Below are 15,285 nucleotides of genomic sequence, written 5' to 3'. Positions count from 1 at the left end.
TTTTAAATTAATAATGCCAACGTTAAAATCAGGGCTCCTGTTTCTAATAATTATCATATCTGCTTGCGCTGCACCCCAAAAGGAGATAAAAGAACCTGCTGTATTTTTTCCTGAACCGCCCGATCCTCCAAGAATTCAATTTCTCATGTCCTTTACAGGTGCAAAGGATGTTGAACCTCCAAAATCCAGTTTTGAAAAATTCATAACAGGCGAAAAGGAGGATATAAGGAGGCTTGATAAACCCTATGGAGTAGCTATATACGATGGAAAGATCTATGTATGTGATACTAATGCAGGTGTTATTGTCTTTGATTTAAGAAATAAAAGATATGAATACCTTAAGGGTGCAATAGGTCAGGGAAAGCTCATGCAACCTGTTAATATAAGCATAGATGAAGAGGGGAATAAATATGTATCTGACCCCGTTAGAAAACAGGTTGTTGTGTTTGATAGAAATGATTTTTATGTAAAATCCTTCGGCATTATAGGAGACTGGAAACCAGTTGATGCCGTTGCCTTTGGCGATGAAGTATATGTAGCTGATATAAAGAACGGTGAGATAAAGGTATTTGATAAACTCACTGGTGAACTCAACAGAACCTTTGGTAGAAAGGGTGATATATCTGAATGGCTTGACAGACCAACAAATCTTGTCTTTGACAGAGAAGGTATTCTTTATGTAAGCGATGCAGGAAGGTTCCAGATTGTAAAATTTGACAGGGATGGTCATTTTAAGGGAACAGTAGGAAGGCTCGGTGTTAATCTCGGACATTTTGCAAGACCCAGAGGTGTTGCTGTTGATAAAGAAGGCAGGATATATGTTGTTGATGCTGCATTCTTTAATGTCCAGATATTTAATAAGGATGGATTTCTTCTCATGTTCTTTGGTGGTGGAGGGACAAGACCAGGAAGGCTCATCCTTCCTGCAGAGGTAGTGATTGATTATAAACATATAGATTATTTCAGACAGTATGCTGCACCTGATTTTGAAATTGAATACATTATAATAGTTACAAGTCAGTTCGGTGACAGGATGGTGAATGTATATGCCTTTGGCAAACAAAAAGGTGTGAGGTATCGCACAGATCAGGAACTTCTGGAGGAGGTAAGAAAGAAACAGCAGGTCTTTGAAAGACAGAGTTTACCGGAGGGTGAAAAATCGGACTGAATCAGTTAACTCATGAAAAGACTCATGATGATATATCTGATGGTAGCGTTCATCTCTGGATGCTCTGACCCAGTGAAGAGATACAGGATACTCTCTTTCTTCTTTGATGGTGTACCCCCGCCAAAAATAACAGAGCCTGAGCCAACTGCAAAAAAAGAAAAGGACGGTGATTCTACAGAAAAAAAGCTGCTGGGCAGACCTACAGAGCATGGTCCCTATGCTGCAAAGATGTGTTATGGCTGTCATAAAAGGGATACGAATGAATTAATAATGCCTGCTGAAAAATTATGTCTTTACTGTCATGATATGAATATTGAAAATAGATGGATTCACGGTCCAATCGCTGCAGGTGGATGCAGGGTCTGTCATCTGCCTCATAGTTCAGGCTATGCCTATATGCTTGTATCAGAACCCAGAGAATTCTGTCTGTACTGCCATGATAAAAACGATATCCTCAAGAATGACGTTCATATGTATTCAGACCTCAGATGTCTTGACTGTCATGATGCCCATTCAGGGAATGATAGATTTATTTTAAAGAATTAATTTTACAGAATTTATGGAGACGAGATTTTTTAGAAATGAATTTATTTTTAATAATGATGTTCCTTTTATTAATGGATATTGGCCCTGTCCATGCCCTTGATTTTACGCCCAGGCTTTACGATGCAGAGGGTGAGCTTGAGATAAATTTCTCCTTTACCAGGGATGAGAATAGAACAGATGAAAGTGGTTTCATGAGGCAGGATGTTTTTCTCAAGGAAAAAATTAATCTTATCCTGAGAGGCTATGTATACCATCCAAGATTTATTACGATCTATTTAAAGACATCTGCGGGTCTGAAGCATGAGGATTTCAGGACAGAGAATCGTAAGGCATCCTGGTGGACTTCTTCATCATTTGAATACGAATGGAGGAACTTTATTCTTCCTGAACATCCTTATAATCTTGAGCTCTTCTTTATCAGAAAAGAACCGCTTTCAAGGCAGGGTCTCATGAGGATATCACCTGCTGTGATTACCATTGAAGGTGGGAAATTCAAATATGAAAAAAAACCTTATTTTCTTAATATGCTCTACTCTCAGGTTTCCACCCATCAGGAAGATATAAGATATGATACAAGACTATTCAGTAATAGCATGAGGTACTTTAAGGAATTCAAAGGTGGAAGGAGCCTTTCATTTACAGGTTCTTTTTTAAAGAGTGAATCCCCTGGTTCAGATTCAAGAGAACTTTATCAGTTAGGTAATGGTATAAATCTTGGATTCTTTAATCTTAATTCATCTTTATCCTTTGACCATTCAACACACAGAGACCTGCTTAAACAGGATATTGATTCTTTCAACTGGTCTGAGAGACTGTTACTGAGGTTACCCTTTAATTTTTCATCAGGTCTATCATTCAGTTATACAAAAGATGAAAGTACCGCTGATAAGAGGATTAAAAGAGAGCGTGAGGTAAATAGTGGCCTTTTCAGCCTTTCCCATCAGTTATTTGCAAGTTTGAGCACCACTTACCGGTTCAATTACCTGTCATCAATGTCTTTTGAGGATAATCTTCTAAGAACTATTCAGAGCGAGATCAAGACAACCTCTCACTTTTTTTCAACAAATTATACAAAGTCTATAAGGGGTGGTAGATTTACTGCGGGTTTTAACTTGGGAACATCCCTTCATGATAGAAAGGGAGAAATGAGCATAATTAAAGAACCCCATTCTGCACAGCCGGGTATCATAGGTAATGATGAATTTGATCTGAATGAAAGAAATGTCCTTATACAATCTATAGAAGTCTATGTCGAGAATCCTGATAACAGGATGCTTTACCTGCTCACGCCGGTAATTCATTACGAGGTCATAGAGATAGGGGATATTACAAGAATCAGAATCCTTGACCTACCTCCAGGAGCATGGAGCACAGATCCGTCAATAACAACCTACCAATTCTTTGTATCCTATAGAACAGAGGCCAGGGATGTTGAATTAAAAACAGATACCCATGGTTATAACCTGCGACTTGATTTATTCAATAATCTTCTATCTCCCTATTACAGCCATAACAGTCTGAAAACATACCTTAGGTCCGGTTTCTATGAGGGAAGACTTCCTGATACAGAGATAGATACTGTCGGCTTGATTATTTCACGGAAGCCTTATAATATTTTTCTGCAGTATCAGAATGTTGATTCAAACATAAATCCCTCAGAGTCCTTCAGAGCAGAATTCAGATATGGAATAGACCTAAATCCTAATTTTAACATCCTATCAAAGATATTCTATTCAGAGACCTGGTATCAGAAAGGTTACATGACCAGAAGAGATTACAAGGAGACAACAAAGGGAGCAGCTATTGATATAAGAAGAAAGTTTTACAGGAACCTCTGGTTGAATGGCGGGGCAAAGTATACAAGAAGGGACTCTCTTTCCGATGCTGATGCCTATTTACTTTCTTCTTCTCTTTCATTCAGGTCAGGCATGCTTGAGCTTACAGGTGGTCTAAATCTTCAGTGGAGCAGGACCCATTCAGATAATATGGATACAAGAAGATTTTCTGAACTGTTTTATATAAATATAAAAAGAAAACTTTTTTAGGAGGCAGGATGATTAGATTTTTTATTATGGGTTTAATAATTGTTCTTCTGTTAGCTCATACTATTTCTGCAGAGGAGAGGCTTCCAGAGGCCGTCGTTGCTGAGATAAACGGAAATCCCGTATATCTTTCTAATTTTCTGAATTTGTTGTCTCAAAAGGTCGGCTCATCGTCAGTTGACTCTGTAAGAGAAATACTTGAGAATATTATCATAGAAGAGCTAGCCTTTCAGAGAGCAAAAAAGCTTGGCATGACAGTTGATGAAAAAAATGTTAAAAATGCAATTATGGAACTGAAAATAGGACTTGGAGAAAGAGGATTCTCGGATTATCTTAAAAAAGAGGGTTTATCAGAGGAATCACTTTATTCATTAATTGAAAGAAAACTTCTTCTGGAGATGCTTTATGTTGAGGAGGTTATAAAAAAAGTCGTGATTACTGAGGATGATATAAAGGCTGACTATGAGAAGGAGAAAGGGAAATTTAAACTTCCAGAGAAGGTTATAGTTGTTGATTTGAGATTTCTGAAAGATACTGATGATATGGAAAAAAAAGCAGAATTACTCCTTACAAAAATAAAAAATGAATATAATGGTGATCCTTGGAGGCTTGTTCAGGATGGAACATTCATAATAAACCAGATAAGGCTCAACAGGGAGAAACACAAGGAACTTTATGAAGAGGCAAAAAAGCTAAAACCAGGAGAATTATCGGGATTGATTAAGTCCACTGACGGTTTGCATATTATCAAACTTGTTGATTATTCTGGGGAGAGGTACCCATCTCTTGAGGAGATGAGGGTGTATCTTGAAAACAGGCTTTTCCCCAATGCATTGAAAAAGAGGGAGTTAGAATGGAAAGAAGAATTAAAAAAAGGTGCTGAGATAAAGATATACGAAGAAAGATTGAAGGTTTTAGAGAGATGAAGCTGCTGCCTGTTTTAATTATATTTTTCATTTCAGCCTGTGCATCTTCATGGTCCATTCTTCATGAGGATTCTTCCAAGACTCATTCATGGTACCACCAGTCCGGTAAGATTGTTTATGGTGGAATGATTTATGGTTTTAAGGAAAAAAATTATATCCTACGTTCTTTTTTTACTGGTAGAACGGAAGTGAGGCTTATTAAACCCCTGGCATTTGCAAAAGGAAGTGATGGAAGGATTGCTATAGCTGATGGTGGTTGCGGATGTGTTCATCTTTTTATACCCGAGGATGGCAGATATATTACCCTCTTCAAAATAGATTCCGGTGAACTTCTTTCACCTGCTGGTGTTGCCTTTGATGAAAGTAACAGACTTTATGTAAGTGATTCTCTACGTGGAAAGGTTTTTATATATGATAGTGAAGGTAGATATGGAGGATTTATAGATGGTTTCAGCAAACCTACAGGGCTTGTTTGTGACAGAGAGACCGGAATCCTTTATGTTGTTGATACTTTAAGAAATGTTGTGAGTGCAGTTTATCATGATGGTAAGCCTCTTTTTCACTTTGGTGGAAGGGGAGAGGAGCCGGGGAAATTCAATTTTCCGACTTATATAGCTCTTTCTGACAGACTGTATGTTACTGATGCAATGAATTTCAGAATACAGATTTTCAGAAAGGACGGTTCACTTATAAATCTCTTCGGTCACCATGGAAATGGTTCTGGAGACTTTGCCATGCCCAAGGGAGTGGGAGCTGACAGGGACGGGATAATCTATGTGGTTGATGCCCTTTTTGATAATGTTCAGCTTTTCAATGAAAAAGGGGAATTTCTCCTCACCCTGGGTGCCAGGGGAAAGGGTGAGGCTGAGTTCTGGCTACCTTCCTGTATATTTATTGATACTTCAGAGAATATTTATATATGTGATACCTATAACCAGAGGATTCAGGTATTCAAACTGAAGAGGGAGAGATGAAAAAAATAGTCATCGAGTTGATTATTGCATTCGTTACGGTATCCTCTCTTCAGGCTTCAACCGGTATTGTCGGAACAAAACACAATCTATCAGTTACAGGTCCTGGCGAGATAAAGGCACTTTCAGAGACAAGGATATGTGTGTTCTGTCATACACCTCACAATGCAAAACCCCTCACTCCATTATGGAACAGAGAACTTGAACCTCTGAATTATGATATTTACGCGAGCTCAACCCTCAGGGCGTCTCCAGCACAACCTGAAGGTCCTTCAAGACTCTGTCTTAGCTGTCATGATGGCATAGTTGCTGTGGGGATGGTCCTGAGACCAATGGGTGGAATAGAGGTTGCTGGTAGGATCACACTCGATAGAAGGTCCTATATAGGCACTGACCTTTCTGATGACCATCCTGTTTCTTTTTCCTATTTTGATTCGATTTCAAATCCCGAGATAGTGCCCATGCCACCCCGGGACCTTACCTTTTATGGCTTCCAGTATAATATACATTGTTCCACCTGTCATGATCCCCATAATAATCAATATGGAAAGTTTCTTGCTGTTGATAACAGGTATTCAGGGTTGTGCCTTAAATGCCACATGAAAAATCGCTGGGAATCATCTAGCCACAAGACCTCTGTTTCAGTCTGGAATGGCGCTGAACCTAATCCCTGGCCCTTTACTGGAAGAGGAACGGATTTTGGATGGCTTACAGTATCTGAAAATGGATGTGAAAACTGTCATACACCTCATGGGGCACAAGGAAGAGAGAGATTGCTTTATCATCAGGAGGAGGAAAGAAATTGTTATAAATGTCATAATGGAAATGTAGCTCAAAAGGATGTCTATTCTCAGTTTCAAAGAATATCAAGACACCCTGTTGAAGATACAACAACAGGAATAACTGCATCCTATCATAAGCCAGAAGAAGAGATTCCCCTTTGGGGACATGTGGAATGTGTTGATTGCCATAATCCTCATACCGTAAATGATGGTAATGCTCTCCCACCCTATGCGGGAGGAAGGCTTCTCGGTGTAAAAGGTATTGACAGAAATGGTGGCCCTGTAAGGGAGGTCACTTATGAATATGAATTATGTTTTAAATGTCACGGTGATTCAAGCGGTTCAATTCCTTTTGTGCCAAGGGTAGTAAATACTGTTAATACAAGGATAGAGTTCAGTCCATCAAACCCATCCTACCACCCCGTGATTGAAGCTGGTAAAAATCCTGCTGTACCCAGTATCCCCAGCAGCCTTAGACCTGACCTCACATACTCAAGCATTATCAGATGCAGTGACTGCCATCAGGCTGATGACAGTCCTGATGTAGGAGGAAGTGGTGCAAGGGGTGTTCATGGATCGCGGTTCAGACCCATACTTGCTGAGAGGTACGAGACTGATGATGGAATTCCTGAGTCCTATAATAATTATGCCCTTTGCTATAGATGTCATAACAGGGATAGTATTTTAAGGGATGAGAGTTTTCAGAGAAATATTTCGGGAAGAGGAGGTCATAGCGGTCATCTTTTTAATGCTATATCATGCGCAGCCTGTCATGATCCCCATGGTGTTGAGCTATCACCTGAATCTGGTGACCACACCCATCTTATAAATTTTGATACAAGGATTGTTCAGCCTGCCGAGGGAAATCTGTATCCAAAGTTTATTGACTATGGAAGCTTTTCAGGATCCTGTGTTCTGAACTGTCACGGAAGGCTCCATAATGAGTCAAATTCCAGATATCCATGATTATTCACCTTTTGTATTCTGAAGCCCTGATACCTAGTTTTTTTAAGCGGTAGCGGAGTGTATCCCTGCTTATATTGAGCAGTTCAGCAGCCTTTTTTTGATTTCCTCTGGCAATTTGGAGGGCTTTTCTTATACATTCTATTTCTATGTCCCTAAGCGAGAGGTTAGCGAAACTTCTTTCAAAAGTTTTTAATTCCTCTGATGGACATGTTGTCTCATTTTTTAAAAAATATTCTGGCAGGTCATGGATTCCAATCTCATAAGATTTTGAAAGTATGACAAGCTTTTCTACAAGATTTTTTAATTCCCTTATATTTCCTGGCCAGCTGTATCTCTGCATTGCCTCAATTGTTTGCTCTGTGAAGGTTTTCTTACCGGTACTGTATTTTTCGGTGTAATGTTTTAAGAAATTGTTTGCCAGTAGTGGAATATCTTCCTTTCTTTCTCTAAGAGGTAGCAGTTCCACAGTAGCCACATTTAATCTGTAATAAAGGTCAAGCCTGAATTTTCCTTCATGTACCAGCTGCTGCAGGTTTTTATTGGTTGCAGCAAGTATCCTTACATCTGTTCTTAGGAACTGCAGACCCCCGATCCTTCTGAATCTTTTTTCTTCAATAAGAGTGAGAAGTTTTGACTGCATAGGATAGGGCATGTCACCTATTTCATCAAGGAATATGGTTCCTCCATGGGCTATTTCAACAAGACCCTTTTTCAGGTTCTTTGCATCAGTAAAGGCACCTTTTTCGTATCCAAAAAGCTCACTTTCTATTAGATGTTCGGGTATGTTTGAACAGCTTACCTCTACAAAAGGCATGTTCCTTCTAGGACTTATATCATGGAGTTTTTTGCAAAGAAAATTTTTACCGGTTCCGCTTTCACCGAGAACAAGTATTGTTACATCTGACTTTGTGGCGAGCCTTTCTGCTACCCTGTAAATCTCCTTCATCCTTGGATTTAAGGTAATCAAACCTTCTGCTTCGGTAGCATGTTCTTGAACATCAAACCTTAATCTTGAAAGGGTTTCTTTGAGATTTTTGAAATCTATTGGTTTTTCAAGATAATCAAGGGCGCCAATCTTCATTGCCTCAACAGCACCTTTCACATCTGCATGCCCTGTTATCATGATCACTGTTATTGATGGATTCATCTCCTTAATTGTTTTAAGGAGGTTTAATCCATTTGAGTCAGGAAGCTGGATATCAAGGATTACTAAATCTGGATGGTCCTCTTCAATCTTTTTAAGGGCATCCATACCTGTGCTTGAAGTAAGGGAGATAAATCCCTCATCCTCAAGAAATTTTTTCAGTGAAAGTCTTATTATGGATTCATCATCCACAACAAGGGCTTTCTTTCTGAAGCCTGAAGCCTCAGGACTGTTTATTGCAGTCATCATGTTTTGACCCCGATTTAAAAAGTTTACATGTTTCATAAATATATTACATTAATAAATTTGGTTATTCAAATAGATTTCTTTCTTATACTATTCCTGTAGATCCCTGCCCTGAAAAGACCATTCCTTTTAAAAGTCCACATGACAGTGCCTGTAACAATACCTTCCTGCATTATTATCTCTATTAGCTGTCCTGGCTTCAGGGGATATTCTGTTGAAAGCCCCAGCCCTTCTTCACTTATATCTAATAGTACGCCTTTGAAATTACTGCTGGCTTCCCCAGGTATATTTATGGATATCTCCTGAAAAATCTTTTTCCTTCTGGATTTTCTTTCAGGAATACTCATCTTGCTCTGGTTTTTCTATCGTATGTATATTTTCTGTGACAGCCAGGTGCGCAGGTTCCACCTGTTTCGGTTTTAGTGAAACCAACTGGAAGGTCCCAGTTTCCGAATCTTACTTTTTCTGCAATTAATTTTGGAAGGGTACCTCCATGGATTGTATGGCAGAACCTGCAGCTTCTGCCCTTGTCCTTTTTATTGACATGAAGATAGTGTAGGTTCCTGTTTCCATCCCTGAATCCTGTGGCAAAACTTGTGTCCGGGTATCTGAGCAGATCTCTGTTATGACAGGAAAAGCACAGCGCATAGGCTTTTTCGTTATAAGGCACATATAACTCTTCTGGAAAATCCATTACAAGAAGTTTTCTATACTGGCTTCCATGACTGTCATGACAGGAAGAGCAATCTCCATTATTAATAGGCCCGTGAAGATACCTGTCTCTTTTTATATCTATGAATTTCTTATGGCACTCAAGGCAGGCATCCATACCAGACTTTTCCATGAGTTTTGTGCCCGAGCTTGAGTGAGGTAAATGGCAGGATGCACAGGCTTTATCAGTCTTAATAGGTCTGTGAACTGATTTTGATCTGCTTATTTTTTCTTCAATCAATGGATGACAGGAGAAACAGAGTCTGTCGCCCTGATTGATAAGAAATTTTCTATAGTTAGAGGCATGGGGATTATGGCAGGAGGAGCAACCGGAATTAATGGCTGGATGTATAGAGGGTTTTTTAAGTTCTATTGAGATATCATAATGGCAGTCAAGACAGAGGTCTGGCTCCTTATTTTTTAAAAGAAATTTTTTTTCTGATTGATGGGCACCATGACAGTAAAAACAGTCTCCAGCGGCAGATGGTCCATGAAGAAAATTTCCTTTATGTTTGTCTTCATGACAGGACAGGCATACCTTTTCAGGAGATTCCTTCAGGAGACCACTGTGCTCGGATTCATGGGGATTATGACAGCCTGTACAGAGTCCCTGTTTAAAGGGTGGATGGGTTGAAGATAAAGGTTTTGGTTCCTGATGGCATGTCCAGCAAAGCAATGGTACCTCTGATATAAGACTAAAGGTTTTTTTATTCTTTACCGGATGCCTGTCTCCAAGGAGTAAATGACAGCTTTCACAGGAATAAGCCGGTGGATGGATATTCTTTCCCTTGAGCATGGGCTGATGGCATCTGGCTGTACAGGAATCTTCTGAAGAAGATACTGAACTTAAGAGGTGTATCAGGAATAAAACCAGTGATATTATTCTCATATTTTCTATAATAGCAAAATATAGGCCATCATTTGCAGGTGAAAAATTTCTTTAAAATGGGTTATTTTACCCATCTTCAGGGGCAAATTACCCTTTTTTAAAAATGTTTTATTTTTCTTTTATATTTTGATAAAATTAATTTAGTATGGATTATCAATTGTCCATAGGTGAGAATGAACTGAAAGAGATAGAAAGGTTAAGATCAATTGTTGAATCTCAGGAAAAGGCTCTCGAGGCACTGTTTGCTATATCGGATGCTATTATAGCCTATCCAAGATCAAAAGCCCTTATCACCAGTATACTGGAGATTATAAAACCCATTCTCAATGCAAAGACTGTGGTATTCTGGTCATTGAATCCAGAGAGACTTAAGAAATGCTGGGAATATGTGGAATGCGGAAAGGTTACCTGCCCTGCCTATTGCAACGATGATCAGAGATGCTGGTCAATACCAGGTACACAGTGTAAACCCGATAACAGCTCTACCAAAAATTTTGAAGAAAAGATGACAGTATGCTTTGAATGTCCTGTTCTGCTTGACACGGTGCTAAGCTTTGAGGCAGTTGCAGGAGAAGAACATGAATTTGTTGAAAAGGAATTAACAGTTGGCACTCATATATGCAAGGAGCTTTTTTTACATAAACCTCCCATAGCTGTTTATCATACCTATTACAGTGATTCAGGATTAAAATGTTACAGACAGATTGATTATTTACCAAGAGGTTCTCTTAAGAGACCTGAACTCATAGAGACAGAGGACTGTGTTACCCTTTCTGCTGTGTCGGGTCCGAGCACCAAGATAGGTCTCGGACTCTTAACCAAGAACCAGCTTACAGGAATTGTTTGCATGATGCTTGACAGGATACATTATTTATCCATTGAAGAGGTATCCCTTCTGACAAACATTGCCAGGATCATATCTGTTGCAGTGGAAAACAGCCATCTTTATACAATAATGGAAAAGAAGAACAGACGTATTATGAATATCTGCAGGGATGCTCATCACAGGATCAAGAATAACCTCCAGATACTCTCAGGGCTCTTCCTTCTTCAGCTTCAGCAGTGTCATGACCCTTCAACAAAGGAACTTATGATTGATAATCTCATGAGGGTAAGAAGTATAGCCTATGTTCATCAGCTTCTTTCAAAGGAGGATAGCTCAACTGTAAATCTAGCAGAACTCTGTGAGAAGATTGTGGAATCAGGGCTTCAGCTTTCAAATATAGAAAATAAATTTCTTAATTTCGCAATAACAGGCTCATCATCTGTATCACTTGATTCAAGAAAGGCAACAAATATAGCAATAATTGTTAATGAACTTGTAACAAACAGTATAAAACATGGTTTTAGAGAAAGACTATTTGGAAGAATCAATGTAAAAATAACAGATATGCAGGACGGTATGGTAAATCTTGAGTTCTCCGATAATGGAATCGGATTTCCTGCTGATTTTGATTTAGAAAGAGATGCCAATCTAGGATTGAGAATAGTCTCGGACATTGTAAGAGAAGACCTGAATGGATGTATGAAGATTGAGTCAGAACGGGGTGCAAGGATAAAGATTATCTTCAAACTCTGACCTCTATGTGATATAATCTTTTATGACCCTTAAGGATCATTTCCTTCTTTCCTTTGAGAGATTCAATAAGAGGATTGCCTTTTTTCAGCCTGTGCGGCCTGCCACTGGGGAAAGATATATCTGGCGCTCTTTTACTTATGAAGATATAAAGGACCTGAGCACGAGACTCGCTGTTTATCTAAATAAAGTTGTATCACATCAGGACAGGGTTCTTCTTTATGCAGAGAATTCGGTTTACTGGTGCATTGCTTACATAGCAATTATCCTGCGGGGTGCCATAGCTGTTCCGCTTGATGTAGAGTCAGACAGGGAGGGTGTGGAGCTTGTTATAAAGGATTCTGAAGTAAAGTTTGTTCTTTATTCAGAAAAGACAGCCCCAGTGGTGAAGGAATACAATGGTTTTAATATTGAAAAAGTTGAAGAATTACTAATATTCGATAAAATTGAATTTTATGAGCCTTCAGAGGATACAATAGCCTCTATAATCTATACCTCAGGTACAACAGGTAGACCCAAGGCAGTGATGCTCACCCACAGAAATTTCAGCTTTGAAATAGAGGCAGGTAAAAAGACAGGTATTATCAGTAGTGATGAGAATGTTCTCTGTATTCTACCACTTCATCACACCTATCCTTTTGTGTGTAATTTCCTTGTTCCATTCTGTCTGGGTGCAACTATTAGCTTTTCACCCTATCTGAGAGGTCCTGAGGTTTTAAAAACAATAAAAGAAAGGAAAATAACTTCTGTTATTGCTGTACCGCAGGTCCTTGAACTAATGAGAATAAGGATACTTGAGCGTTTAAAGAGACTTCCAATCTTTTTAAGGATACCACTGTTTGTGGTAAAAAGACTGAGTTCTTTTTTAAGAAGAAAATATGATCTAAATATCGGCAGGTTGCTGTTCTTCTTTCTTCATATAAAAACTGGTTTTCAGTTAAGATTTTTTGCCTCCGGAGGTGCAAGGCTTGACCCAGATGTGATGATGGACCTTGAGGCTTTTGGTTTTACAGTTATTGAAGGTTACGGTCTTACAGAGACTTCACCTGTTGCTACATTTAATCCTGTTAAAAGAAGAAAACCGGGTTCTGCAGGAAAACCACTTGACGGAGTAGAACTTAAAATTATTAATCCTGATGAAACAGGCACAGGAGAGATAGCTATAAAAGGTCCATTGGTTATGAAGGGTTATTATAAAAATGAGGAGCTTACCAGTCAGTCCATTCAGGAGGGATGGTTTCTCACAGGAGACCTCGGATATATTGATAAAGATGGTTATCTTTACATTACAGGAAGAAAAAAGGATGTGATAATTCTTCCTTCGGGAAAGACCATTTATCCTGAAGATATAGAGGAAAGATACAGAAAGGCAATCCCCCTTATAAAAGAGATATGTATTCTGGATACAATGGAAGCAGTGATTGTTCCTGATCTTGATTATGCAAGAAATAAAGGTATAGTGAATATAAATTCCAGTCTAAAATGGGAGATTGATTCTCTTTCAGGGAAATTACCTTCTTATATGAGGCTTAAAGGATTCAGGCTTCATAATGAAGCCCTTCCAAAGACAAGACTCGGTAAATTCAAAAGGTTTCTTATAAGGGAGACAATAGAGAAGAAATCTATACTGGAGAGAAAACCTGATCCCGGTCTTGAGACAGCTACAGGTAAAGCTGTTCTTAAGGTCCTTAAAACCCTTGTGCCATCAATTGATAATGTCTATCTTACAGACCATCTTGAGCTTGACCTGGGGCTGGATTCCCTAAAGAGACTTGAGCTTGCAGCAGCTATTGAAAAAAAGTTTTCCATAAACCTTACAGATGATATTGTAGCGAGATGGCATATCCTTGATGATGTTATAAGGGACATTGAGAGATTACAGACACTTCCCCCTGCAAGATTCATCCCCGGAAAACGGAGAGGAGCAATCTTTAGATTAATCAATCGGGTCATATTAAGAATAGCCCATATTTTATTAAGGATTGTGTTCAGGCTATTATTCAGACTCAGGGTTCAGGGAATAGATAATCTTCCAGCTCCACCTTTTATTATTACACCCAATCACACAAGTTATCTTGATGGTTTTGTGCTTTTCGCTTCACTTCCATACAGGGTCTCAAAAGATTTATATTTTCAGGGACTCAAGAAATATTTTCCTTCTAAGTTCCTTGCCGAGCTCATAAATGTTATATCCATTAGCTCAGACAGTGATATCCTAAGTGCAATGGCCTATTCAAAAGAGATACTTAAAAGAGGCAAATGCCTGTGCATATTTCCTGAAGGAGGAAGGTCCTTTGACGGAGAACTAAGGGAATTTAAGACCGGATTTGCAATCTTGAGCATCGAGGAGCAGGTACCTGTTGTTCCTGTAATTATTGAAGGGACATTCAAAAGTCTCCCAAGAGGAAGGAAGATACCCAGATTAAGCAGAATAGATATAATTATAGACAGACCACTAATGCCTCCCGGAGGAGCTTCTGATGCAGAATTCCTCCGGGATAAATTAAGAGAACGGATGCTTAAACTTAAAAGCACTCTATCTTCCCTTTGAAGATCCTGTGAATGCTTTAAGAAGTTCTGCGATTATTTGAAGTCCAAGAAATATTAAAAATGTATAGGCTATGCCCCTCACCATGAAAGTAAGACCCTGGATGAAGGTCTCTCCCTTAAGACCGGAAAAAGGATAATAGTAAGTTACGGTCTTGAAAAGTGGATTTGCATTTATTACTCCTGGACCTGCAAACCATATGAATATGCCTCCAGCGATAGCCATAATAATGGCAAAGGCGGAATAGGCGTTTGCAAAAGTCTTTATTATTTCATGGCCTATATTCGTATAGAGTGAATCATAAGCTTTTAAGTCTCTTATCTTCTGTGAACCGATTAAGAGGGCATGGACTCCTGCATAAACGGCCACTGCAAAGAGTAACTGAAATATCGTGCCTCCTATTATTCCGGACGTCTGCATCTTGAAGACCTCTCTCCATCCAATAACAAATCCTACAAGACCTGCAAGCAAAGCAAATACAGCTACAGCCTTCAGATAGATACTGAAGACCTTTTTAAGAAAATCCTCTCTTTCGAGCATATCAGCAAGAGTTTTCATAAAAAGATACTTTTCCATTTGACTCCTCCTGTAAAAATATTTTTAAGACATTTTACACCAAATCAGGAAAAAAATTCATTTTTATTGAGCTGATAACCCCTAATTGCCTATAGAAAAGGGGCAGGCATGACTCAAGGTCTTTACATAGCGAAAGAATTTATTATTAACTTGATAATAGATTCACCATTAAGATGAGTTTTGTGATGTGGTTA

Annotated in this window: 12 protein-coding genes; 8 read left to right on the top strand and 4 right to left on the bottom strand. The window is 38.9% G+C overall.

Annotated features, from left to right (window positions below):
* The first annotated feature begins 13 nt into the window (after positions 1–13).
* The 6 genes from N2257_02030 (at position 14) to N2257_02005 (ending at position 7,401) form a co-directional block, all read left to right on the top strand.
* Complete coding sequence (locus tag N2257_02030; protein ID MCX7793175.1) at positions 14–1,168, top strand: hypothetical protein; 1,155 nt, start codon at positions 14–16, stop codon at positions 1,166–1,168.
* Positions 1,169–1,207: 39 nt separating this feature from the next.
* Entirely contained in the window at positions 1,208–1,714 is a 507-nt protein-coding gene (locus N2257_02025; GenBank protein ID MCX7793174.1) for a cytochrome c3 family protein, read from the top strand.
* Positions 1,715–1,785: 71 nt separating this feature from the next.
* On the top strand, positions 1,786–3,759 hold the full coding sequence (locus tag N2257_02020; protein MCX7793173.1) for a hypothetical protein: 1,974 nt from the start codon (positions 1,786–1,788) through the stop codon (positions 3,757–3,759).
* Positions 3,760–3,767: 8 nt separating this feature from the next.
* Positions 3,768–4,682, top strand: coding sequence for a peptidyl-prolyl cis-trans isomerase (locus N2257_02015; protein MCX7793172.1), 915 nt, complete (start codon positions 3,768–3,770; stop codon positions 4,680–4,682).
* Positions 4,679–5,656 carry a 6-bladed beta-propeller gene (locus N2257_02010; GenBank protein ID MCX7793171.1) on the top strand — a complete coding sequence of 326 codons (978 nt, stop codon included), beginning with the start codon at positions 4,679–4,681 and terminating at the stop codon, positions 5,654–5,656. Before N2257_02015 ends, N2257_02010 begins: the two co-directional genes overlap by 4 nt.
* Positions 5,653–7,401: a hypothetical protein gene (locus tag N2257_02005; protein ID MCX7793170.1), complete on the top strand. Its 1,749-nt coding sequence runs from the start codon at positions 5,653–5,655 to the stop codon at positions 7,399–7,401. Before N2257_02010 ends, N2257_02005 begins: the two co-directional genes overlap by 4 nt.
* Before the next feature lie 4 nt (positions 7,402–7,405).
* On the opposite strand, the gene N2257_02000 is transcribed toward N2257_02005, so the two are convergent.
* From N2257_02000 to N2257_01990, 3 genes are all read right to left on the bottom strand, one after another.
* The gene (locus N2257_02000; GenBank protein ID MCX7793169.1) at positions 7,406–8,794 is read right to left on the bottom strand and encodes a sigma-54 dependent transcriptional regulator; all 1,389 of its coding nucleotides are present in this window, start codon (positions 8,792–8,794) and stop codon (positions 7,406–7,408) included.
* A 65-nt stretch (positions 8,795–8,859) separates the two neighbouring features.
* Positions 8,860–9,138 carry a PilZ domain-containing protein gene (locus tag N2257_01995; GenBank protein MCX7793168.1) on the bottom strand — a complete coding sequence of 93 codons (279 nt, stop codon included), beginning with the start codon at positions 9,136–9,138 and terminating at the stop codon, positions 8,860–8,862.
* Positions 9,135–10,391 carry a cytochrome c3 family protein gene (locus N2257_01990; protein MCX7793167.1) on the bottom strand — a complete coding sequence of 419 codons (1,257 nt, stop codon included), beginning with the start codon at positions 10,389–10,391 and terminating at the stop codon, positions 9,135–9,137. The genes N2257_01995 and N2257_01990 overlap by 4 nt, the downstream gene beginning before the upstream one ends.
* A 145-nt stretch (positions 10,392–10,536) precedes the next feature.
* Here N2257_01990 and N2257_01985 point away from each other — a divergent pair, with 145 nt between their 5' ends.
* Both N2257_01985 and N2257_01980 read left to right on the top strand, forming a co-directional pair.
* The gene (locus N2257_01985; protein ID MCX7793166.1) at positions 10,537–11,970 is read left to right on the top strand and encodes a sensor histidine kinase; all 1,434 of its coding nucleotides are present in this window, start codon (positions 10,537–10,539) and stop codon (positions 11,968–11,970) included.
* A 22-nt stretch (positions 11,971–11,992) separates the two neighbouring features.
* Entirely contained in the window at positions 11,993–14,518 is a 2,526-nt protein-coding gene (locus N2257_01980) for an AMP-binding protein (GenBank protein MCX7793165.1), read from the top strand.
* Here N2257_01980 and N2257_01975 read toward each other — a convergent pair.
* Complete coding sequence (locus tag N2257_01975; protein ID MCX7793164.1) at positions 14,504–15,091, bottom strand: hypothetical protein; 588 nt, start codon at positions 15,089–15,091, stop codon at positions 14,504–14,506. The genes N2257_01980 and N2257_01975 overlap by 15 nt on opposite strands.
* Between the last annotated feature and the right edge of the window lie 194 nt (positions 15,092–15,285).

Source organism: Thermodesulfovibrionales bacterium (assembly GCA_026417875.1).
In the GTDB taxonomy this organism is placed as follows: Bacteria; Nitrospirota; Thermodesulfovibrionia; order Thermodesulfovibrionales; family CALJEL01; genus CALJEL01.
Note: the sequence above shows the minus strand (reverse complement) of the source record. Positions and strands in the feature narration are given on the sequence as shown.